We start from the raw sequence: 16,468 nt of genomic DNA, 5'->3' as shown, positions 1-16,468 counted from the left end.
CCAGCGCCGCCGCCGCCGCCGCGTTCTGCGACCGGCTGAAGACCCGCCACGTCGCCTGCTACGTCCCGCCGAAGTGAGGCACCGTCCATGAAGGCCGCCATACTCGGCATCGCCGGCCCCACCCTCGCGCCGGAGGAACGCGCGCTGTTCGCCGAGCATCCGCCGGCGGGCGTGATCCTGTTCGGCCGCAACATCGCCGACCCGGCGCAGCTCCGCGATCTCGTCGCCGCGCTGCGCGAGAGCCTGCCGAAAGAGGCGGTGCTGATGGTCGACCAGGAAGGCGGCCGCGTCGCCCGGCTGCGCGCGCCGCACTGGCCCGAACTGCCGCCCGCCGCCCATCTCGGCGCCCTGTTCGCGACGGACCCCGACGCCGCCCGCAACGCCGCCCGCGCCCATGGCGCCGCGATCGGCGCGATGGCCCGCGACGCGGGGTTCGACGTTGTCGCCGCCCCGGTGCTCGACGTCCCGGTTCCGGGTGCGCATGACGTGATCGGCGACCGGGCGATCGCCGCCGACCCCGCCGTGGTCGGCGCGCTGGGGGCGGACATCGCCTGGGGCCTGATGTTCCAAGGCATCGTGCCGGTGATGAAGCACATGCCCGGCCACGGTCGCGCCGGGCTCGACAGCCATCACGGCCTGCCACGCGTCACCGCAACCGCGCTCGATGCCGATTTCGCGCCCTTCGCGGCGAATCGCGACCTGCCCTGGGGCATGACCGCGCATATCCTCTACGAGGCGCTCGACCCCGCCCATCCCGCGACCTTCTCGCGCCGGATCATCGAGGAGGTGATCCGCGGGCGGATCGGCTTCCGGGGCATTCTGGTCAGCGACGACCTCGCGATGGGCGCGCTCGACGGCACGCCGGCCTCCCGCGCCCTGCGTGCCCTTGCCGCCGGCTGCGACCTCGCCCTCTACTGCCCCGGAGAGCCTGCGGCCAACCGCGCGGTGCTCGAAGCCGTGCCCGATCTCGACGTAGCGCTGATCCCCCGCCTCAAGCAGACGGCGATTCCATGACCCATAACCCCATCCTTTCGGTCGTGATCAGCGTGCTCGCGGCGATCCCGGCGATCGTGCTGCATGAACTCGCGCATGGCTACGCCGCGCTGGCCCTGGGTGACCGCACGGCCCAGCGCGCCGGGCGGCTCTCGTTCAATCCGCTGCGCCATGTCGACCGGTTCGGCACGGTGATCCTGCCGCTGTTTCTCATCGCCAGCCAGCTTCTGACGATCGGACGGATCGACTTCATGTTCGGCTGGGCGAAGCCGGTGCCGGTGGACCCGACCGGGTTCCGCGATCCGCGGCGCGGCATGGCGATCGTTGCCGCCGCCGGCCCGCTGTCGAATTTCGTCCTCGCCCTCGCCGCCGCCTTCGCCATCGCCGGCTTCGGGAATGTGCCGGTCCTTGGCGATTTCCTGCTCTATTTCCTGCTCTTCAACATCGTGCTCGGCCTGTTCAACCTGTTGCCGCTGCCCCCCTTCGACGGCGGGCGGATCGCCGTCGGCCTGCTGCCGCTACCCGCCGCCAGAATGCTCGCCCGCGTCGAGCGGCTCGGCATCCTGCTCATCCTTTCGGTGATCTTCATCCTGCCTGCGCTGCTCGGCCAGTTCGGCATCCGCTTCAACCCGGTATCGGACGCGCTCGGCCTCTGGGTGCCGCGCGTCGCTGCCTGGTTCCTCCACCTTGCTGGCGTCAATGCCGGATTCTGACGCCGCGCCGCGCTCCGAACCCGTCGAAGCCTTCATCGTCCGCTTCGAGGGGTTCGAGGGACCGCTCGACCTGTTGCTGGAACTGGCCCGCAGCCAGAAGGTCGATCTCGCCAATGTCTCGATCCTCGCCCTCGTCGAGCAATATCTCGCGATCGTCGAGGGCGCGCGGCGGGTGCGGCTGGAACTCGCGGCGGACTGGCTGGTCATGGCCGCCTGGCTCGCCTGGCTGAAATCCCGCCTGCTGCTGCCCGAGGACGAGACCGCCGCCGAAGAGGGCGAGATCGCCGCCGACGTGCTGGCCGCCCGGCTCCAGGCGCTGGAGGCCATCCGCGAGGGTGCCGCCTGGCTCGGCGCGCGGCCGCAACTCGGCCACGACGTCTTTCCCCGCGGCGCGCCCGAGGATTTCACCGAGATCGACCGCTCGCGGCTGCGCGTCGACCTCACCTCGCTGCTGACGGCCTATCTCGCCGCCCGCCGCCGGTCCGGCGCGAAGCGGCAATACCGGCCGAAGCCGATGAATTTCTGGTCGGTGCAGCAGGCGCTGGAGCGCCTGACCCGGCTGCTCGGCGCAACGCGGGACTGGACCGACCTCGCCGGCTTCCTGCCGCCCGAACTGCCCGATTCGCCCGAACCGCCGCTCGCCCGCCGCGCCGCCCTTTCCAGCACGCTGCTCGCCGGGCTCGAACTCGCCCGCGACGGCCAGCTCGCGCTCCGCCAGGAGCTGCCTTTCGGCCCCATCCAGATCCGTCCCGGCCCGGAGCCCGAACCCGACCATGAATGACACCGAACCGCCCAGCGCCCGCCCGCACGCCGAACGGCTGATCGAGGCGGTGATCTTCGCCAGCCGCGACCCGGTGCCGATGCGCACCCTCGCCACCCTGCTGCCCGAGGGCGAGGATCTCGACGCGGTGCTGGCCTCCCTCCGCGCCCGCCACGAGGGTGGTGGAATCGAACTGGTCGAGGCGGGGCAGGGGATGATGTTCCGCACCGCCCCGGATCTCGCGCCGGCGCTGCGCCGGGTCGTGGAAATCCCTCGTCGCCTGCCGCGCGCGGCGATGGAGACGCTCGCCGTCATCGCCTATCACCAGCCCGTCACCCGCGCCGAGATCGAGGAGATCCGCGGCGTCAGCCTCTCGCAATCGGTGCTTGATGCACTGCTTGAAGCCGATCTCGTGACCCCCGCCGGCCATCGCGAAGCCCCCGGCCGCCCGGCGCTCTGGGCCACGACGCCGCATTTCCTGGTCCAGTTCGGCCTCAAATCGCTGCGCGACCTGCCCAAGCGCAGCGATCTTCTGGTCGAGCCGGCCGGTCCGGCCCCCGCCGATCCTTGACCTCGGGCGCAGGACTGCTAGCAGAGAGGCCGGTTTAAGCGGACGGACATGCTCGGATTTTCCTGGCCAGAAATTGGCGTGATATTGATGGTGGCGCTCGTCGTCATCGGGCCCAAGGACCTGCCGGTGGCCATCCGCACGGCGACTGCGGCGCTGCGCAAGATGCGCGGCCTTGCCAGCGAGTTCCAGGGTCATGTTCAGGAACTCATGCGCGAGGCCGATCTCGCCGATATCGGCAATGATCTGCGCAATCTCCGCAATTTCGATCTCGGCAGCACGATCGAGCGCCATGTCGATCCCGATGGCACCATTCGCAGCAGCTTCGATCCGGCGGAGGGCGAAACCTATGGCGTTCCCTCGGCCGCCGACACCGTGATCGAGGGGGCGGCGGATGACGAATTCCCGCCGGATATGCCGGCCTTCATTCCGCCCGACGCGGTGCGCGCCCGACCGGTGCCCGCCTTCATTCCCCCCGGCACGCGACTCTGGTAGGCCCGCCGCATGACATCCGATGAGACCGAAACGCCGCAGGACGCGGACCCGATCAACGACAAGGAAATGCCGCTGCTCGACCATCTGGCCGAGCTGCGCCGCCGCCTGCTCTGGTCGGGCCTCGCCTTCCTCGCCGCCTTCCTCGTGTCGTACTACTACGCGCAGCCGATCTATCACTTCCTCGCCCAGCCGCTCGTCAACATCCTCAAGGAGCGCGGGCAGAAGCCGGAACTCGTCTACACGGCGCTCTACGAGGCGTTCTTCACCTATGTGAAGGTCGCGATCTTCGCCGCCGCCTTCATCTCCTTCCCGGTCATCGCCACGCAGATCTGGCTGTTCATCGCGCCCGGCCTCTACCGATCGGAAAAGCGCGCGCTGCTGCCCTTCCTGATCGCCACGCCGGTGCTGTTCTTCGCCGGCGGCGCGCTGGCATATTATGTCATATTTCCAAATGCCTGGAAGTTTTTCCTGAGTTTTCAGACGAACCCGCATAACGCGAATTTCCAGATCAACGTGCTGCCGCGCGTCTCGGACTATCTCAACCTGGTGATGAAGCTGATCTTCGCCTTCGGCATCTGCTTCGAACTGCCGGTACTGCTGACGCTGCTCGGCCGGGTCGGCATCGTCAACGCGGCGGCGCTGAAGAAATACCGCCGCTATGCCTATGTCGGCTGCTTCATCGTCGCGGCGATCCTGACCCCGCCGGACGTCTTCACCATGACCGGCCTCGCGCTGCCGCTGATCGCCCTGTTCGAACTGTCGATCTTCGCGGTGAAGATGGTCGAGCCGAAAGCCGAGGTTTCCGAGAATGCATGACCTGAAAGCCATTCGCGACGACGCCGCGGCCTTTGGTGCTGCGATGCGCCGACGAGGACTTGCCGGGCCGGAAGGGGCGGACGAGGGCGCGGCAGCACCGATCCGCGCTCTCGATGAAGAGCGCCGCCGCGCACAGACCGAGCTTCAGGGCCACGAAACGCGCCGCAACGAACTCGCCCGCGCGATCGGCCAGGCCAAGCGCGCCGGCGAGGATACCACGGCCCTCGAAGCCGAAGGCACGGCCCTGCGCCAGTCGATCGAGACCGCCAACGCCTGGCTTGCCGAATCGGCACGCAAGCTGGACGAGCTGCTTGCCGTCCTGCCCAACGTCCTCGATGCCGACGTCCCCGATGGCCCCGACGAAACTGCCAATGTGGAGCAAAAGCGGGTCGGCGCACCGCCCTCATTCGATTTCGAGGCAAGGCAGCATTTCGAACTCGGCGAAGCCCTCGGCCTGATGGATTTCGCCGGCGCGGCCAAGCTCGCCGGCGCCAGGTTCACCGTGCTGCGCGGCGATCTCGCCCGGCTCGAGCGCGCCCTCGGCCAGTTCATGCTCGACCTGCATGTGAACGAGCACGGCTATACCGAGGTTTCGCCGCCGCTGCTCGTCAACGACGCGACGATGTATGGCACCGGCCAGCTTCCCAAATTCGCCGAGGACCTCTTCCGCACCACCGACGGTCGCTGGCTGATCCCCACCGCCGAGGTGCCGCTGACCAACCTCGCCGCCGGCGAGATCCTCGATGCCACGAGCCTGCCGCTGCGCATGACGGCGCTGACCCCGTCATTCCGCTCCGAGGCCGGCTCAGCCGGGCGCGACACCCGCGGAATGCTGCGCCAGCACCAGTTCTGGAAGGTCGAGCTCGTCTCGCTCACCACGCCGGAGGCCAGCGCCGACGAGCACGAGCGGATGACAAGCTGCGCCGAAGCCGTGCTGGAACGCCTGGGCCTGCCCTATCGCCGCATGCTGCTCTGCGCCGGCGACACCGGCTTCTCCTCGGCCAAGACCTACGATCTCGAGGTATGGCTGCCGGGGCAGGGGGCCTATCGCGAAATCTCCTCCTGCTCGAACTGCCGCGCCTTTCAGGCCCGCCGCATGAACGCCCGCTACCGCCCGCCGCAGACCGGCCCGAAGCCGGCGAAGCCGGATTTCGTCCACACCCTGAACGGCTCCGGCGTTGCGACCGGACGCGCCATCATCGCGGTGATGGAAAACTACCAGAACGCCGACGGCTCGATCACTGTTCCGGACGCGCTGCGGCCCTATATGCGAGGATGTGACCGGATCGGCTGACCGCCACGGTCCCCTCCTATTGACCGGGGCGGGCGGCTTCTCATATTCGATGTCCAGAATATGATATCCCAAGGAGGCTGCGATGAGCCTGCGCCCCGAAGTCTTGCCGTTCTTCGATCCCGCGACGAGCACGATCAGCTACATCGTGGTCGACCCGGCTACCGCGCGCGCGGCGATCATCGATTCCGTGCTCGATTACGACCCGAAAGCCGGCCGGGTTTCCACCACCTCCGCCGACGCGCTGATCGCAAAAGTACGTGAACGCGGCCTCACAATAGACTGGATTCTCGAAACCCACGTCCATGCCGATCATCTCTCCGCCGCGCGCTACCTGCAGCGCAACCTGGGCGGCGGAGTGATCGGCATTGGCGATCATATCGCGCCGGTCCAGGCCAATTTCGCCGACATTTTCGACCTCGGCCCCGACTTTCCCACCGATGGAAGCCAGTTCAACCACCTGTTTCACGATGGCGAGCGCTTCGCGGTCGGCACGATCGAGGCCGAGGCGATCTACACGCCCGGCCACACACCGGCCTGCATGTCCTACCATGTGGGCGACGCCGTTTTCGTGGGCGACACGCTGTTCCAGCCCGATTACGGCACCGCCCGCTGCGATTTCCCGGGCGGGGACGCGCACGCGATGTATCGCTCGGTCCACCGCCTCTACAGCCTGCCGGACGAAACCCGCGTCTTCACCGCGCATGACTACCAGCCCGGCGGGCGCGAGCCGGAATGGGAAAGCACGATCGGCGAACAGAAGGCGAAGAACCTGCAGATCAACACCGGCATCGGCGAGGAGCAGTTCGTCGCCATGCGCGAGGCGCGGGATGCGACTCTCGCGGCCCCGGTGCTGATCCTGCCGTCGCTGCAGGTGAACATCAGCGGCGGCGATCTGCCGAAGCCGGCGCCGAACGGCCGCCGCTACCTCAAGATTCCGCTCAACACGCTCTGACGGCGAGGACCCCGCCTCATGCTGCTTCCCGCACTCTTTCCCACGCGCTTCACCCCGCTGCCCGATCTCGCGGGCGGGCTGCTGATCGGCGCGTCCGCCGCCCTGCTCTGGCTCGGCATCGGCCGCATTGCCGGCATCACCGGCATCGCCGGCGACCTGATCCAGCGCTCCGGGCGGGACTGGCGGCTCGCCTTCATCTCCGGCCTGCTTCTGGCCGGCCTTCTCGCGCGCACGCTCGGCGCCGCGCCCTCCATCCACGTCGCCGCCGGCCTGCCGGTGATGATCGGCGCCGGCCTGCTGGTCGGCATCGGCACCGCGCTCGGCGGCGGCTGCACCTCCGGCCACGGCGTCTGCGGCCTGGCCCGCGTCTCGCCGCGATCGATCGTCGCCACGCTCATCTTCATGGCCATCGCCGTGATCGTGGTCTTCCTCACCCGTGACCTCGGAGCCGTCTGATGCGCCAGCCCCTGATCGCCTTCGCCGCCGGCCTGCTCTTCGGCGCCGGGCTTCTGCTCTCCCGCATGGTCGATCCCGCGAAGGTGCTGGGATTCCTCAACTTCGCCGGTCATTGGGACCCAAGCCTGGCCTTCGTCATGGGCGGCGGCGTGATCATCGCCGCACTGGGCTTCGCGCTCGGCCGGCGGCTTTCCGCGCCGCTCGCCGGCGGCAGCTTTCCCGTGCTCCGGCGCAGCGGCATCACCGCGCGGCTTGCCGGCGGGGCTGCGATCTTCGGCGTCGGCTGGGGGCTCGCCGGCCTGTGTCCGGGGCCGGCCATCACGGCGCTGGCACTGGATCCGCTCGTCATCGCGCCGTTCGTGGGCGCGATGCTGGCCGGAATCTGGGTCGTGCGGGGGCTCGACGCCGCGCGTCAGCCGCAGCCGCCCGCGCTACCCGTCTCCGCGGTGCAGAACAGCCGGTAGATCAGCGCGACAACCTCCCGCGCCGCCTCGCTACCGAGCGAGTAGTAGATCGTCCGGGAATCGCGGCGCGTCGTTACCATTCCGTCCTGCCGCAGCCGCGCCAGCTGCTGCGACAGATGCGCCTGGCGGATGCCCAGTTCGCGCTCAAGCTGGCCGACCGACGCTTCGCCATGCGTGAGATGGCAAAGCACCATCAGCCGGTGCGGATTGGCAATGCAGCGCAGGAACTGCGACGCAAGTGTTGCGTTTCGCATCATCGCGTCGAGTTCGATCTCGCTGTCATCCGACGGCAGGATGGACTTCGCCATGTCGGCCCGAATATCTTCCTCAGCTGTCAAGGGGGCGCTCTGACCCATTTTGTGTTCCCCGTGTCCAAGCTCGCTTTATAGGCAGCGACTATGATCTGATCGATCAGCCTTTGGCAATACGTGAGCCGTGGTTTCCGGCCACGAGGCCATGCCCGCAGCTCGCCACAGGCTACGGGGCGGCGCGCGGCGCGCTTGTCCTCAGGCGCCGATCAGCCCGAGTTCCGGGCTCGATGCCTCGGCCCGCAGCCGTTTCGGAATCCGTCCCGCCGCGCGGGCGCCGAAACCGGCTTCCACCGCCGCCCGCATCGCCGCCGCCATCCGCACCGGGTCATGCGCCCGGGCAATCGCGGTGTTGAGCAGCACGGCGTCGCAGCCGAGTTCCATCGCCAGCGTCGCGTCCGACGCGGTGCCGATCCCGGCATCAAGCACCACCGGCACCGCACTCTGCGCGCAGATCCGCTCGATATTGTAGGGGTTAGCAATCCCGAGCCCCGAGCCGATCGGCGAGCCCAGCGGCATCACGGCGGCCGCCCCGAGATCCGCCAGCTTGCGGCAGAGAATCGGATCGTCCGTGCAATAGGGCAGCACGGTGAACCCCGCCTTCACCAGCGCGCCGGTCGCCTCGATCAGCAGTTCGGCATCCGGATACAGGGTTTCCCGGTCACCGATGATTTCAAGCTTGATCCAGTCGGTCTCCAGCGCCTCGCGTGCGAGTTCGGCGGTCAGCACCGCATCGCGCACGGTCGAGCAGCCGGCGGTATTCGGCAGCAGCCGGTATCGTCCGCCCAGCGCATCGAGCAGCGAGCCGCCATAGGCATCGAGGCTGATTCGTCTGATCGCCACGGTGACCAGCGACGGATCCGCCGCCTCCAGCGCGTCGAGCAGCACCTGCTGGTTCGGATAGGCGCTGCTGCCCATGAACAGGCGCGAGCCGAGAGCAACGCCGCCGATCTCGAATGCGCTCATCTCAGCCCCCTCCGACCGCGCGAACGATCTCGATCTCGTCGCCCGGCATCAGCCGGGTGCGTGCCCAGGCCGCCCGCGGCACCACGGAGGCGTTCAGCGCCACCGCCAGCCCCTTGGTTTCATGCAGCCCCTTCGCCTCCAGCAATGCGGCAATGCTCGCCGCAATCGGCTCGAACGCGCCGTTCACCCGGATTTCCTCGCGATTCATGCAGCACTCCTCACCCGCGCGAAGCGCCCGATCCCGAACGGGGCGATGCGCGGATCAAGCTTCTGCTCCAGGATCGTCGCCGCCATCGCCGCGGCGGTGACCGGGGTGAGCAGAATGCCGTTGCGGTGATGCCCGGTGCAGAACATCAGGCCGGGCAGGGCGCTGGGACCGAGCACAGGGGCGTCATCGCGCGATCCGGGCCGGAAACCGACCCAGGTTTCCACCACGGCGAGCTCCTCGATCCCCGGCAAGGCGCGCCAGGCGCCGTCGAGCAGCGAATAAAGCCCGCCGGCCGTCATTGCGCCATCGAACCCGCGTTCCTCGACCGTCGCACCGATGACCAGCAGGCCACTCCGCCGTGGCACCAGATAGGCCCGCGGCGCCCAGATCACATGGCGCAGCAGGGGGATTTCCGGGTCCATCTGCACCGAGAGCATCTGCCCCTTGATCGGGCGGACCGGCGGCAGCGGCACCGGCAGATCGAACCCGGCGGACCAGGCGCCAGCCGCCAGCACGACCACATCCGCCGCGTGAACCCCCTCGGCGGTCACCACGCCCCGGGCGCGGCTGCCATCGGTCTCGATCCGCCGCACGGGCATCCGCTCGCGCAGCACCCCGCCCGCACGGCGGAACGCCTCGGCCAGCGCCGCCGTCGCCGCGCGGTTGTCGACCTGTATGTCGTCTGGCGAAAACACCGCCCCGGCCAGTTGCGGCGCGAGATAGGGCTCGCGCGCGCGCGCCTCGGCCGGCGTCAGCCATTCGAGCTCGATGCCCTGGCTTTTCTGGAATTCCATGTCGTGGCGCAGCTTCGCCGCGTCGTCGCGGTTGAGGGCGATCAGCATCGTGCCCTCGCGCCGCAACCCGACCTCCATGCCGGTGGCCGCCTCGAGTTCCGCCGCGAAGTCCGGCCACAGCGCCAGCGACTCGCGGTTGAGCACCCCGAGCGCCTGTTCGCCCGGCTCCGCCTCGCAGCCCGCGGCGAGCATCCCGGCCGCGGCGTAGCTGGCGCCGCGGCCGATTGCATCGCGCTCGAACACCGTGGTCTCGGCGCCGCGCTGCGCGAGGCGCCAGCCCAGGGCGAGCCCGATGATGCCGCCGCCGATGATGGCGACCTTCATGGCTTCACTCCGCCGCCTGATCCTCGACATAGATGCGGCTGCCGCCATCGCGGAACTCCGCCGCCTTCTGCGCGAGCCCTTCCTCGCGCGCCACCTCGTCGCGAATGTCCTGGGTGATCTTCATCGAGCAGAATTTCGGCCCGCACATCGAGCAGAAATGCGCGACCTTGTGCGCCTCCTTGGGCATCGTCTCATCGTGGAAGGCGCGCGCCGTGTCCGGGTCGAGGCCGAGATTGAACTGGTCCTCCCAGCGGAACTCGAAGCGCGCCCGGCTCACCGCGTCGTCGCGCAGCTTCGCCGCCGGATGCCCCTTGGCGAGATCCGCCGCGTGCGCCGCAAGACGGTAGGTGATGACGCCGGTCTTCACATCGTCGCGGTTGGGCAGGCCGAGATGCTCCTTCGGCGTGACGTAGCAGAGCATCGCGGTGCCGAACCAGCCGATCATCGCCGCCCCGATCGCCGAGGTGATGTGATCGTAGCCCGGCGCGATGTCGGTGGTCAGCGGCCCGAGCGTATAGAACGGCGCCTCGTGGCAGACCTCGAGCTGCTTTTCCATGTTCTCCTTGATCTTGTGCATCGGCACATGGCCGGGGCCCTCGATCATCACCTGGCAGCCCTTGGCCCAGGCGATCTTGGTCAGCTCGCCCAGCGTCTCCAGCTCGGCGAACTGCGCCGCGTCATTGGCATCGGCGATCGAGCCGGGCCGCAGCCCGTCACCCAGCGAGAACGACACGTCATACTTGCGCATGATGTCGCAGATCTCGTCGAACTTCTCGTAGAGGAAGCTCTCGCGGTGATGCGCGAGGCACCAGCGCGCCATGATCGACCCGCCGCGCGAGACGATGCCGGTCACCCGCTTCGCCGTCAGCGGCACATGGGCGAGCCGCACCCCGGCATGGATGGTGAAATAGTCCACGCCCTGCTCGGCCTGCTCGATCAGCGTGTCGCGGAACACCTCCCAGTCGAGCTTGTCCGGATCGCCGCCGACCTTCTCAAGCGCCTGGTAGATCGGCACGGTGCCGATCGGCACCGGCGAGTTGCGCATGATCCAGGAGCGGATGTTGTGGATGTTCCGCCCGGTGGAGAGGTCCATCACCGTATCCGCGCCCCAGCGAATCGCCCAGACCAGCTTCTCGACCTCTTCCGCGGCCCCCGAGGTGACCGCCGAGTTGCCGATATTGGCGTTGATCTTGACGAGGAAATTGCGCCCGATGATCACCGGCTCCAGCTCGGGGTGGTTGATGTTCGCCGGAATGATCGCCCGTCCCGCCGCGATTTCGCTGCGGACGAATTCCGGTGTCACGAATTCGGGGATCGCCGCGCCAAACCGCTCGCCATCCGCCCGCCGCGCCGCCGCGCCTTCGGCGGCCTTCGCCCGGCCGAGATTTTCGCGATGCGCGACATAGATCATCTCTTCCGTGACGATCCCGGCCCGCGCGTATTCATACTGCGTCACCAGCGCACCGTCCTTGCCGGCGAACACGCTCCGCCCGGCGGGGCAGGGCGGCACCAGCCGGTCCGCCGCCGCGAATCCGTTGTCCTCCGGCTTGACCGCCCGGCCGGCCACGGCATCGAATCCGCGCCGCTCGATCCAGGCGCCGCGCACCAGCGGCAGCCCGTTGTCGAGATCGAGACTGAAATGCGGGTCGGTGAACGGCCCCGACGTGTCATAGAGCCGGAACGGCGCTTCCCCCGCGCTGGGGTGCAGGTCGACCTCGCGGAACGGCACGGCGATGTCGGGCCGCCCCTCGGGCGAGGTAAACACCTTGCGCGAGCCGGCGATCGGGCCGGTCGTGACACTGGCAGGCTTGGTCTGGACGTTCATGGCGCGCTCCTCGGAACAGGGGCGACGCTGGGGCGTATGGTTCGGTCTGGATGATCCCGTCCCTCCGCCGGCGCAACCCGGATCAGGTTCAAAGGGTTGCCGGCTTCCCGGCTCTCAGCGTCCGTCGACGCACCCCTCGGATAAGACGACGATGGGTCGGTCGCGCCGGCAAGTCAAGTGCCACACCTCTTTGTCATGAATTGCAGAAACGTTTTGTTCATCTTTGAAAGGCATAAGGAAATCAGAATTCCGCCCGTTCGGAGATCCAGGATTTTCATGATCGGTTTCATTGCGGCCCCGATAGAAGATTGTGCCAGCAATGGCTTCCTGGCGCGCGGTCTCATACCGCCCGAAGCCGCCCCCCGCTTGGCGCCGCCCTCCGGCCGCATCTCGCCCGGCCGCCCCGGAACGCTCCGCTGATGGGGCAGAAACTCCAGGCGGGTTGCGTCGATCCGGCCGAGATCGACCGCCTCCACGAAACCTTCATCCATGCCTCGGCCGATCTCGCGCGGGATCTTCACGCGGGAGCCGACGATCCGGCCATCCGCCGGTTCAACCTCGCGGCGGGCATGGCATTCGACGTGGCGCGCCGCTCCATCCGCTGCGCCAACGAAGCCCTCGAAGACCTGCGGACCATCCACCGAATCGCCAGGATCGGCAACTGGCGCGTTCGGCTCGACGATCATCTCACCTCCTGGTCGGAGGACATGCACGAACTCTTCGGCACCGATCCGGATCGTTTCGTGCCGCTGTTCGATGTCCTGACCGGACAGATGGACGAGACCGACAGGACGGCGTTCCTCGCGACCTTCCGCACCGTGGCCGAAACCGGCCAGGCTGCCGCGGCGGAAATCCGCATCCGTGGCGCGGAGGAGGGCGCACGGCGCTGGTTCTGGATCGACATGCGGCCCGAGACCGACGACACCGGCGCCATCGTCGCCGTGCGCGGCATCTGCCAGGAAATCACCGACCGCAAGGTGGCGCTGGAGCGGATCCGCTACATGTCCTCGCACGATCCGCTCACCAACCTGATCAACCGTACCCATCTCCTCGAACGGCTCGACCAGATCCTGGGCGAAGCCCGCCGCCGCCGCGAAAACGTCGCCCTGCTCACCTTCGACATCGACGATTTCAAGGGCATCAACGATCTGTTCGGCCACGCGGTGGCCGACAGCGTGCTGCGCGAAATCGCCGGGCGGATCGCCCGCCAGGTGCGCGAGTCCGATCTCGTGGCCCGCATTGGCGGTGACGAGTTCGTGGTGGTCCAGGCCGGGTGCGAACAGCCCGAACTGGTCGAAACCCTGGCCCGCCGCCTGCTGCGCACGATCGCCGATCCCATCGTCCTCGCCGATGGCCGCGAAATCGGCATTTCGGCCTCGGTCGGTATCGCGCTGCACCCTTTCGACGGCATGACGCCGGGCGCGCTGCTCGCCCATAGCAGCCAGGCCCTGCACGTCATCAAGAAAGAACGCCCGAACACCCTCGGCTTCTACGATGCGTCGGTCCAGTCCGAGTGGCAGAAGCGCCGCGCGCTCGAGCAGGATCTGCGCCTCGCCTTGCAGCATCGCGAATTGTCGCTGGTCTATCAGCCGATGTTCTGCATGCGATCGTCGCTCTGCAGCGGCTTCGAGGCGCTGCTGCGCTGGAACAGCCCGACGCACGGCCCCGTAGCACCCGATCTGTTCATCGGCCTCGCCGAATCCATCGGCCTGATGGAGGAGGTCGGCACCTGGGTGCTGCGCGAAGCCTGTGCCGAGGCCGCGCGCTGGGCGGTACCGCTCACCGTCGCGGTCAATGTGTCGCCAATCCAGATCCAGCAGGGCGATCTCGCCTCGGTGATCACCGAAACCCTGAATACAACCGGGCTTCCGGCCAACCGGCTGGAAATCGAGGTCACCGAATCGATGCTGATCCGCAATTTCGACCGCGCGGTCGACACGCTGCAGCGCATCAAGGCGCTCGGCGTCGGCATCTCGATCGACGATTTCGGCACCGGCTATTCATCGCTCGCGACGCTACGGGCCTTTCCGTTCAACAAACTCAAGATCGACCGCAGCTTCGTCCGCGATCTTGCGGAGGAATCGGAATCGCTCGCCATCGTCAACGCCGTCCTCGGCCTCGGCCGGGGACTTCGCCTGCCCGTCGTGGTCGAGGGGGTGGAGACAGAACGCCAGGCCGACATCCTGCGCGACTGCGGGGCCGATGCCATCCAGGGCTATCTTTTCGGCCGGCCGTCGCCGATCTCCGCTTACAGCAACATCACGGATCCGCGCGTGACCTCCCGGCGCCGCCTCGCTGTCTAGCGCGCTCACGGCGGCATCCGCGCTCTTTTGCTTTGCCGGCGCCCCGCTTTCCGCTAGACTCCGCATCCGTGAACATGGTCTTGCCGCGCCTGCCGAGGATCACGGTCGAAGTCGTTTTCGATTTCGTCTGCCCTTGGTGCTATCTCGGCGTTCACCGCCTGCAGCAATTGCGCGCCAGCCGGCCGGACCTGCCGATCGCGCCGCAATGGCGGCCGTTCCTGCTCAATCCGGACATGCCTCGCCCCGGCATCAGCCGCGCCGACTACACGGCGCGCAAGTTCGGCGATGAGGAGCGCGCAAGACGGTTCCACGCGGCGGTCGCCGCGATCGCCGCCGAGGACGGCCTCGATCTCGCCTTTCCGCGAATCAGCCGCGCGCCGAGCACCGTCGATGCGCACCGCCTGATCCGCTTCGCCCACGACCACGGCCCCGTCGAGGATCTGGTCCTCGCGATCTTCCGCGCCTATTTCACCGAAGGCCGTGACATCGGCGACGCCGCAACACTCGCGGCCCTCGCGGCGGCGCACGGCCTGCCGCGGGATCGCGTCGCGGCCTTTCTCGCCGGCGACCGGGCGACCGACCAGATCCATGCCGACAATCTCTTCGTGCACCGCCTCGGCATCAACGGCGTCCCCTGCTTCATCATCGACGGCCAGACCGCGATCGCCGGCGCCCAGGAACCCGGCATTCTAGAGCGCCTGGTCGAACTCGCCGCCTCGGACGCCGCGCTGTCCTGATCCGCCCTTCCGCGAGGGCGCGCACCGTGGCAGAACGGCACGATGAAACGTCGCTTCGTGGTTGCCGCCCTGCCGTTCGCCCCCGTCCTGATCCGGCCCGCCCGCGCCGCGGGGTTCGAGGCCTTCATCCACACACTCGAAAGCCGCGCCCGGCAAGAGGGAATCCCGGGGCGGATTGCCGGCGCCGCCCTGTCCGGCCTCAGGCCGAACCAGGACGTGATCCATTACGAAACCCATCAGCCCGAATTCACCCTGACCTGGGCGCAATACAGCGCCCGTGTCGTGACCGAAACCCGGGTGACCGAGGGCCGGGCGGCCTTCGCACGGCACCGGGAGCTGCTCGAACGCATCCGCGCCCGCTTCGGTGTCGCCGCCGCGCCGATCGTGGGCATCTGGGGCATCGAGACCGATTTCGGCCATTACCAGGGCGATTTCAACGTGATCGACGCTCTCGCCACGCTCGCCTGGTACAAGAACAGCGCCTATTTCAGCCGCGAGGCCATCGCCGCGATGCGGATCGTCAGCCGCGGCGACATCCGCCTTGCCGAGTTGCGCGGCTCCTGGGCCGGGGCCATGGGGCAGCCGCAATTCATGCCCAGCATCTACCTCAGCACGGCGGTCAGCTATTCCGGCCACGGCCAGCCGAACATCTGGACCAGCGTGCCCGACACCCTGGCCTCGATCGCCAACTACATGCGCAAGTCGCACTGGCGGCTCGGCCTGCCGTCGAGCGAACCGGTATTGATTCCACCGCATTTCGACACCGCGCTGGCCGGGCGCGACCACACGCTGCCGCTGGCGCGCTGGCAGGCGCTCGGCGTCCATCGCCTCGCACCGGCTCGCCGACTGCCGGCAACCACCCCGGCCTCCCTGCTGCTGCCGGATGGCCCGCACGGCGAAGCTTTCCTCGCCTTCGGCAATTTCCGTGCGATCCGCAGCTACAACCCGTCCGATCTCTACGCCCTCGCGGTCGGCGAACTCGGCCGCCGGATCCTCGCATGATCCGCGCGACCCTGCCGCTCGCGGCCGCGCTGGCACTCGCCGGCTGCGGCCTGCTGCATCATCGCCCCCCGCCGGCGCAGCACGTCCGCTACACGGTCGGGAAACCCTACAACGCCGGCGGGCAATGGCATTATCCGCGGGTATTCGGCCACTACGACCGCACCGGCCTGTCCACCCTGATCGCCCCCGGCCCGGCACGACTCACCGCCGATGGCGAGGCCTATCGCGCCGACAGCCTGACCGCCCAAAGCCCGGTCCTGCCGCTGCCCTCGATCGTGCGAATCACCAATCTTGATACCGGCCACAGTCTTGCCGTCCGCGTGAACGATCGCGGACCGATGCAGGCCGGGCGGATCGTCGCGGTCACGCCCCGCGTCGCGCGCCTGCTCGGCATGCCGGCGGACGGCGTCGCCGAGGTCCGCGTCCAACTGCTCGCCGGGCGCTCGGCGGCGTTGCAGGGCAGCCTTGGCGCCGGGCCCCATCTCACGGC

The 16,468-nt window shown here is 68.4% G+C and carries 19 protein-coding genes and 1 riboswitch; of the genes, 14 read left to right on the top strand and 5 right to left on the bottom strand.

The genetic code is table 11. The features are described from left to right. The first annotated feature begins 87 nt into the window (after positions 1 to 87). The 10 genes from nagZ (at position 88) to RT91_RS17020 (ending at position 7,511) form a co-directional block, all read left to right on the top strand. Positions 88 to 1,014: a beta-N-acetylhexosaminidase gene (gene nagZ, locus RT91_RS17065; RefSeq protein ID WP_011941887.1), complete on the top strand. Its 927-nt coding sequence runs from the start codon at positions 88 to 90 to the stop codon at positions 1,012 to 1,014. After that, positions 1,011 to 1,706, top strand: coding sequence for a site-2 protease family protein (locus RT91_RS17060; protein WP_007421380.1), 696 nt, complete (start codon positions 1,011 to 1,013; stop codon positions 1,704 to 1,706). The genes nagZ and RT91_RS17060 overlap by 4 nt, the downstream gene beginning before the upstream one ends. Further along, a complete protein-coding gene (locus tag RT91_RS17055; protein WP_007421381.1) occupies positions 1,693 to 2,487 on the top strand; it encodes a ScpA family protein in 795 nt (264 codons plus the stop codon). Before RT91_RS17060 ends, RT91_RS17055 begins: the two co-directional genes overlap by 14 nt. After that, positions 2,480 to 3,037: an SMC-Scp complex subunit ScpB gene (gene scpB, locus RT91_RS17050; RefSeq protein ID WP_035188677.1), complete on the top strand. Its 558-nt coding sequence runs from the start codon at positions 2,480 to 2,482 to the stop codon at positions 3,035 to 3,037. Before RT91_RS17055 ends, scpB begins: the two co-directional genes overlap by 8 nt. 48 nt (positions 3,038 to 3,085) lie before the next feature. Continuing rightward, a complete protein-coding gene (gene tatB / locus RT91_RS17045; protein WP_007421383.1) occupies positions 3,086 to 3,529 on the top strand; it encodes a Sec-independent protein translocase protein TatB in 444 nt (147 codons plus the stop codon). Between the two features lie 9 nt (positions 3,530 to 3,538). After that, complete coding sequence (gene tatC, locus RT91_RS17040) at positions 3,539 to 4,345, top strand: twin-arginine translocase subunit TatC (RefSeq protein ID WP_007421384.1); 807 nt, start codon at positions 3,539 to 3,541, stop codon at positions 4,343 to 4,345. Then, a complete protein-coding gene (gene serS, locus RT91_RS17035) occupies positions 4,338 to 5,639 on the top strand; it encodes a serine--tRNA ligase (protein WP_035188675.1) in 1,302 nt (433 codons plus the stop codon). The genes tatC and serS overlap by 8 nt, the downstream gene beginning before the upstream one ends. 82 nt (positions 5,640 to 5,721) lie before the next feature. Next, on the top strand, positions 5,722 to 6,591 hold the full coding sequence (locus tag RT91_RS17030; protein ID WP_007421386.1) for an MBL fold metallo-hydrolase: 870 nt from the start codon (positions 5,722 to 5,724) through the stop codon (positions 6,589 to 6,591). Positions 6,592 to 6,609: 18 nt separating this feature from the next. Beyond that, positions 6,610 to 7,047, top strand: coding sequence for a YeeE/YedE family protein (locus RT91_RS17025; RefSeq protein ID WP_013639690.1), 438 nt, complete (start codon positions 6,610 to 6,612; stop codon positions 7,045 to 7,047). Further along, the gene (locus tag RT91_RS17020; RefSeq protein ID WP_007421388.1) at positions 7,047 to 7,511 is read left to right on the top strand and encodes a DUF6691 family protein; all 465 of its coding nucleotides are present in this window, start codon (positions 7,047 to 7,049) and stop codon (positions 7,509 to 7,511) included. Before RT91_RS17025 ends, RT91_RS17020 begins: the two co-directional genes overlap by 1 nt. Here RT91_RS17020 and RT91_RS17015 read toward each other — a convergent pair. The 5 genes from RT91_RS17015 to thiC all read right to left on the bottom strand — a co-directional run bounded on the left by RT91_RS17015 (position 7,460) and on the right by thiC (position 11,936). Continuing rightward, positions 7,460 to 7,819, bottom strand: a complete 360-nt coding sequence (locus RT91_RS17015) for a metalloregulator ArsR/SmtB family transcription factor (protein ID WP_231295369.1) — start codon at positions 7,817 to 7,819, stop codon at positions 7,460 to 7,462. The two genes, RT91_RS17020 and RT91_RS17015, sit on opposite strands and share 52 nt — an antisense overlap. Positions 7,820 to 8,017: 198 nt before the next feature. Continuing rightward, positions 8,018 to 8,785 carry a thiazole synthase gene (locus RT91_RS17010; RefSeq protein ID WP_007421389.1) on the bottom strand — a complete coding sequence of 256 codons (768 nt, stop codon included), beginning with the start codon at positions 8,783 to 8,785 and terminating at the stop codon, positions 8,018 to 8,020. A 1-nt stretch (position 8,786) separates the two neighbouring features. After that, positions 8,787 to 8,993 carry a sulfur carrier protein ThiS gene (gene thiS / locus RT91_RS17005; protein WP_007421390.1) on the bottom strand — a complete coding sequence of 69 codons (207 nt, stop codon included), beginning with the start codon at positions 8,991 to 8,993 and terminating at the stop codon, positions 8,787 to 8,789. Then, entirely contained in the window at positions 8,990 to 10,111 is a 1,122-nt protein-coding gene (gene thiO / locus RT91_RS17000; protein ID WP_007421391.1) for a glycine oxidase ThiO, read from the bottom strand. The genes thiS and thiO overlap by 4 nt, the downstream gene beginning before the upstream one ends. Positions 10,112 to 10,115: 4 nt before the next feature. After that, positions 10,116 to 11,936 (bottom strand): phosphomethylpyrimidine synthase ThiC, encoded by a 1,821-nt coding sequence (gene thiC / locus RT91_RS16995; RefSeq protein WP_007421392.1) that lies wholly within the window; start codon positions 11,934 to 11,936, stop codon positions 10,116 to 10,118. Positions 11,937 to 11,978: 42 nt separating this feature from the next. Further along, a riboswitch (TPP riboswitch) is annotated at positions 11,979 to 12,083 on the bottom strand. Positions 12,084 to 12,355: 272 nt separating this feature from the next. On the opposite strand from thiC, the gene RT91_RS16990 reads away from it, so the two are divergent. The 4 genes from RT91_RS16990 to RT91_RS16975 all read left to right on the top strand — a co-directional run. Beyond that, positions 12,356 to 14,239, top strand: coding sequence for a bifunctional diguanylate cyclase/phosphodiesterase (locus RT91_RS16990; protein ID WP_007421393.1), 1,884 nt, complete (start codon positions 12,356 to 12,358; stop codon positions 14,237 to 14,239). A gap of 74 nt (positions 14,240 to 14,313) precedes the next feature. After that, complete coding sequence (locus tag RT91_RS16985) at positions 14,314 to 14,976, top strand: DsbA family oxidoreductase (protein WP_051788349.1); 663 nt, start codon at positions 14,314 to 14,316, stop codon at positions 14,974 to 14,976. Positions 14,977 to 15,018: 42 nt separating this feature from the next. After that, on the top strand, positions 15,019 to 15,978 hold the full coding sequence (locus tag RT91_RS16980; RefSeq protein WP_035188674.1) for a lytic transglycosylase domain-containing protein: 960 nt from the start codon (positions 15,019 to 15,021) through the stop codon (positions 15,976 to 15,978). Then, positions 15,975 to 16,468, top strand: a 494-nt coding sequence (locus RT91_RS16975) for an RlpA-like double-psi beta-barrel domain-containing protein (protein WP_035188671.1), incomplete at its 3' end; no start/stop codon positions are given. The genes RT91_RS16980 and RT91_RS16975, both read left to right, overlap by 4 nt.

It is taken from the genome of Acidiphilium sp. JA12-A1 (assembly GCF_000724705.2).
Taxonomy (GTDB): Bacteria; Pseudomonadota; Alphaproteobacteria; order Acetobacterales; family Acetobacteraceae; genus Acidiphilium; species Acidiphilium multivorum.
The sequence above is the reverse complement of the archived record's forward strand: the minus strand, read 5'-3'. Positions and strand labels throughout refer to the sequence as shown.

Excerpts from the sequence above, each read along its gene's own strand:
- nagZ (WP_011941887.1), top strand. The coding sequence starts at position 88 with ATGAAGGCCGCCATACTCGGCATCGCCGGCCCCACCCTCGCGCCGGAG.
- RT91_RS17060 (WP_007421380.1), top strand. The coding sequence starts at position 1,011 with ATGACCCATAACCCCATCCTTTCGGTCGTGATCAGCGTGCTCGCGGCG.
- RT91_RS17055 (WP_007421381.1), top strand. The coding sequence starts at position 1,693 with ATGCCGGATTCTGACGCCGCGCCGCGCTCCGAACCCGTCGAAGCCTTC.
- scpB (WP_035188677.1), top strand. The coding sequence starts at position 2,480 with ATGAATGACACCGAACCGCCCAGCGCCCGCCCGCACGCCGAACGGCTG.
- tatB (WP_007421383.1), top strand. The coding sequence starts at position 3,086 with ATGCTCGGATTTTCCTGGCCAGAAATTGGCGTGATATTGATGGTGGCG.
- tatC (WP_007421384.1), top strand. The coding sequence starts at position 3,539 with ATGACATCCGATGAGACCGAAACGCCGCAGGACGCGGACCCGATCAAC.
- serS (WP_035188675.1), top strand. The coding sequence starts at position 4,338 with ATGCATGACCTGAAAGCCATTCGCGACGACGCCGCGGCCTTTGGTGCT.
- RT91_RS17030 (WP_007421386.1), top strand. The coding sequence starts at position 5,722 with ATGAGCCTGCGCCCCGAAGTCTTGCCGTTCTTCGATCCCGCGACGAGC.
- RT91_RS17025 (WP_013639690.1), top strand. The coding sequence starts at position 6,610 with ATGCTGCTTCCCGCACTCTTTCCCACGCGCTTCACCCCGCTGCCCGAT.
- RT91_RS17020 (WP_007421388.1), top strand. The coding sequence starts at position 7,047 with ATGCGCCAGCCCCTGATCGCCTTCGCCGCCGGCCTGCTCTTCGGCGCC.
- RT91_RS17015 (WP_231295369.1), bottom strand. The coding sequence starts at position 7,819 with ATGGCGAAGTCCATCCTGCCGTCGGATGACAGCGAGATCGAACTCGAC.
- RT91_RS17010 (WP_007421389.1), bottom strand. The coding sequence starts at position 8,785 with ATGAGCGCATTCGAGATCGGCGGCGTTGCTCTCGGCTCGCGCCTGTTC.
- thiS (WP_007421390.1), bottom strand. The coding sequence starts at position 8,993 with ATGAATCGCGAGGAAATCCGGGTGAACGGCGCGTTCGAGCCGATTGCG.
- thiO (WP_007421391.1), bottom strand. The coding sequence starts at position 10,111 with ATGAAGGTCGCCATCATCGGCGGCGGCATCATCGGGCTCGCCCTGGGC.
- thiC (WP_007421392.1), bottom strand. The coding sequence starts at position 11,936 with ATGAACGTCCAGACCAAGCCTGCCAGTGTCACGACCGGCCCGATCGCC.
- RT91_RS16990 (WP_007421393.1), top strand. The coding sequence starts at position 12,356 with ATGGGGCAGAAACTCCAGGCGGGTTGCGTCGATCCGGCCGAGATCGAC.
- RT91_RS16985 (WP_051788349.1), top strand. The coding sequence starts at position 14,314 with ATGGTCTTGCCGCGCCTGCCGAGGATCACGGTCGAAGTCGTTTTCGAT.
- RT91_RS16980 (WP_035188674.1), top strand. The coding sequence starts at position 15,019 with ATGAAACGTCGCTTCGTGGTTGCCGCCCTGCCGTTCGCCCCCGTCCTG.